The sequence below is a fragment of the Mesorhizobium sp. M7A.F.Ca.CA.002.15.2.1 genome (assembly GCF_003998715.1).
GTDB classification, from domain to species: Bacteria; Pseudomonadota; Alphaproteobacteria; order Rhizobiales; family Rhizobiaceae; genus Mesorhizobium; species Mesorhizobium ciceri.
The window spans coordinates 1-3,205 of the sequence record NZ_RZPI01000633.1 but is presented as its reverse complement, the minus strand read 5'-3'; the positions used below and the strand labels follow the sequence as shown (position 1 = coordinate 3,205).

At 63.3% G+C, this 3,205-nt stretch carries 4 protein-coding genes and 2 pseudogenes; all 6 read left to right on the top strand.

The annotated features are described in order from the left end of the window. Window positions 1–272: pseudogene (locus tag ENZ74_RS26560) on the top strand (short-chain dehydrogenase); the annotation flags it as partial. A gap of 24 nt (window positions 273–296) precedes the next feature. Next, window positions 297–488: a twin transmembrane helix small protein gene (locus ENZ74_RS26555; RefSeq protein ID WP_013529428.1), complete on the top strand. Its 192-nt coding sequence runs from the start codon at window positions 297–299 to the stop codon at window positions 486–488. A gap of 25 nt (window positions 489–513) precedes the next feature. After that, the gene (locus tag ENZ74_RS26550) at window positions 514–1,095 is read left to right on the top strand and encodes a cob(I)yrinic acid a,c-diamide adenosyltransferase (protein ID WP_013529427.1); all 582 of its coding nucleotides are present in this window, start codon (window positions 514–516) and stop codon (window positions 1,093–1,095) included. Between the two features lie 28 nt (window positions 1,096–1,123). Continuing rightward, entirely contained in the window at window positions 1,124–1,924 is an 801-nt protein-coding gene (locus tag ENZ74_RS26545) for a rhomboid family intramembrane serine protease (protein ID WP_027163501.1), read from the top strand. 198 nt (window positions 1,925–2,122) lie between these two features. Beyond that, window positions 2,123–2,872, top strand: coding sequence for an electron transfer flavoprotein subunit beta/FixA family protein (locus ENZ74_RS26540; RefSeq protein ID WP_013529425.1), 750 nt, complete (start codon window positions 2,123–2,125; stop codon window positions 2,870–2,872). Window positions 2,873–3,030: 158 nt separating this feature from the next. Continuing rightward, window positions 3,031–3,205 (top strand): annotated as a pseudogene (locus tag ENZ74_RS26535) (electron transfer flavoprotein subunit alpha/FixB family protein); the annotation flags it as partial.

Sequence of the window (3,205 nt, the reverse complement as noted above, 5' to 3'; positions counted from 1 at the left end):
ATGGCCTCATTTGGTTGCTCAGCAACATCGACCACGAGAATGCCGTGCACCGCGTGGACTATGCGGCGCAACTCGAGCGACTGCGGGCCGGCGGCAGCCAATCGGCCTTGAAGCCAGGGCCGGAAGTGGTTCATGCGGCGCTGCGCCATGCACTTCTGTCGCGGCGCCCACGCCCGCACTATGTGGTAACAGTGCCCGCCAGGATCGGCGCGGTGCTCAGACGCATCCTGCCGGCATCGATGCTTTACCGCCTGATGGCCAAACGCGCCTGAACGCCAACCAACTGGAACGAAGCAATGGCAACCGTCTTCAACATTCTCGCCATTCTGGTCATGGTCGCCGTTGCGGTCGTGCTTGTTCGCGGCCTCATCAACATGATGCGCGGCGGCTCCGGCGTCACCTCGAACAAGCTGATGCAGGCGCGAGTCATGCTGCAGGCCGTGGCGCTGGTGCTGATCCTGCTGGCGGTGTATTTCACCCGCAAGTGAGGATGCCGGCGGCCGGGGAGGCGAAATGGTCAAGCTCAACAAGATCTACACCCGCACCGGCGATGATGGCACCACGGGTCTCGGCACCGGCGAGAGGCGGCTGAAATCCGATCTGCGGGTAGAGGCCTACGGCACGGTCGACGAGGCCAATGCCTGCATCGGCATCGCCAGGGTCCACACGGCCGCGGCCCATCCCGCGATCGACGCCATGCTTTCCCGCATCCAGAACGATCTGTTCGATCTCGGCGCCGATCTCGCCGTACCCGACGACGGCAAGCCGCTCGGCTATGAGCCGCTTCGCATCGTCGCCGTGCAGACCGACCGGGTCGAAAAGGACATCGACCTTCTCAACAAGGAGCTTCAGCCGCTCAAATCCTTCGTGCTCAATGGCGGCACAGCGGCGGCGGCGGCACTTCACCTTGCCCGCACCGTGGCAAGGCGAGCCGAAAGGCTGATGGTCGCACTGGCCCAGGACCCGAACGAGCACGTCAACCGCGACGGTCTGAAATACATCAACCGCGTCTCGGATTTCCTGTTTGTCGCCGCCCGGGCGGTCAATGACAACGGAAACGCCGACGTGCTATGGGTTCCCGGCAAGAACCGCTGATTGTCGAAAGCGGAAGAGGGCCTGGGGCATGTTCATCCCGCTTTACGACACCAACAGGCTGCGCCACATCCGCCTGCAATATGTGACCATCGGGCTGATCGTGGCCAACGCCCTGGTCTACCTCGCCACCGCGCTCGGCGGCGAGAGTTTCTCCAATGCCGCCGTGCTTGGTCTCGGCTTCATCCCGTCGGTCGTCCATGACACCGCCGAGCTCGATCCCCGTTTTATCGTCATCCCCGAAAGCCTGAGCTACCTCACCTATTCCTTCCTGCATGCCGACATCTTCCACCTCGGCGGCAACATGCTGTTCCTGTGGGTGTTCGGCGACAATGTCGAGGACGCGCTCGGTCACATCCGCTACCTCATCTTCTACCTGTTGTGCGCGATCGCCGGCGCCGCCTTCCAGGGCCTCGTCGCCTGGGACTCGCAGGTGCCGCTGATCGGTGCCTCGGGCGCCATCGCCGGCGTGGTCGTCGCCTATCTGATCCTTTATCCCAGGGTGAAGGTCTGGGTGTTGGCCTTCGCCCGCATCCCGCTGCGCATTCCGGCCTTCATCCCGCTCATCCTGTGGGTCCTCTTCCAGGTGGTGATGTTTGCCGCCGGCGGCGAGGATCAGATCTCCTGGGCCTGCCATATCGGCGGCATCATCGCCGGCGCCGTTCTGGTGCTTGTCTTGCGTAGCCGCGGCGTGCCGCTGTTTGCCGGCGCCGACGAAGACGTCGCGCCCGCCGCGCCCGACCAGCCGCCGGTTGCCACGGAACCGCTGATCCCCGATCAACCCGCCGCGACACCGCGCTGGGGACGCGGAAACGCTTCCAGTTCGGACTGAACCGATTTGAGCCACTTGCAGCGTATTGACGTGCAGGGTTGCCGCAACTACGGAAACGTCTCCGCCGCAACCTAAGGCGGGCAAAGACCAGAATTTCCATCCGGCCAGAATTTCCACCTGGAATGTCGGCTTTCGACAACTCAGAACGGGTGCAGGCTGTTATAGCGCGCCCAATTAGCGTGAAGAGGTGACAGGCAAATGAAGATCCTTGTGCCCGTGAAGCGGGTTGTGGATGCGAACGTCAAGGTTCGCGTGAAGGCTGATGGTTCGGCGGTGGAGCTCGCCAACGTCAAGATGGCGATGAACCCGTTCGACGAGATCGCGGTTGAAGAAGCGATCCGGCTGAAGGAAGCTGGCAAGGCGGAAGAAATCATCGTCGTCTCGATCGGCCCGCAGCAGGCGCAGGAAACCCTGCGCACGGCGCTCGCCATGGGCGCCGACCGCGCCATCCTGGTCAAGACCGACGAACAGACCGAGCCGCTCGGCGTCGCCAAGGTGCTGAAGGGCGTCGTCGACGCCGAGCAGCCCGGCCTCGTCATCCTCGGCAAGCAGGCGATCGACGACGATTCCAACCAGACCGGCCAGATGCTGGCGGCACTGTTGGGCTGGGCGCAGGGCACCTTCGCCTCCAAGATCGTGCTCGACGGCGACAAGGCCAAGGTGACGCGGGAAGTCGATGGCGGCCTGCAGACGGTGGAACTGAAGATGCCGGTGATCGTCACCGCCGACCTTCGCCTCAACCAGCCGCGCTATGCCTCGCTGCCCAACATCATGAAGGCCAAGAAGAAACAGCTCGACGAGAAGAGCCCGGCCGACTACGGCGCCGACGTCAAGCCGCGGCTGAAGGTCATCAAGACCGAAGAGCCGAGCGGCCGCAAGGCAGGCGTCAAGGTCAAGAGCGTCGCTGAGCTGGTCGACAAGCTGAAGAACGAAGCCGGCGTGCTGTAAGGAAATCCGATGAGGCCGGCCTGCAAACGGCTGGCTTCTCCGCTTCCGGTGCTCACGTACAGAAGTACGCTCCGCTCCGGTTCTCGAAACCAACCGTTTTCGACTCGGCCTGACCGGATTTCAGGGAGCCGCGAAGACGAAAGTCAGGAATATCATCAATGGCTATTCTTCTGATTGCAGAACACGACAACGCAACCCTTTCCGACCAGACCGCCAAGGCGCTGTCGGCCGCGCTGCAGATCGGCTCGGACGTGCATGTGCTGGTTGCCGGCAAGGGCGCCAAGCCGGCAGCCGACGCTGCCGCCAAGCTGAAGGGCGTGAGCAAGGTGCTGT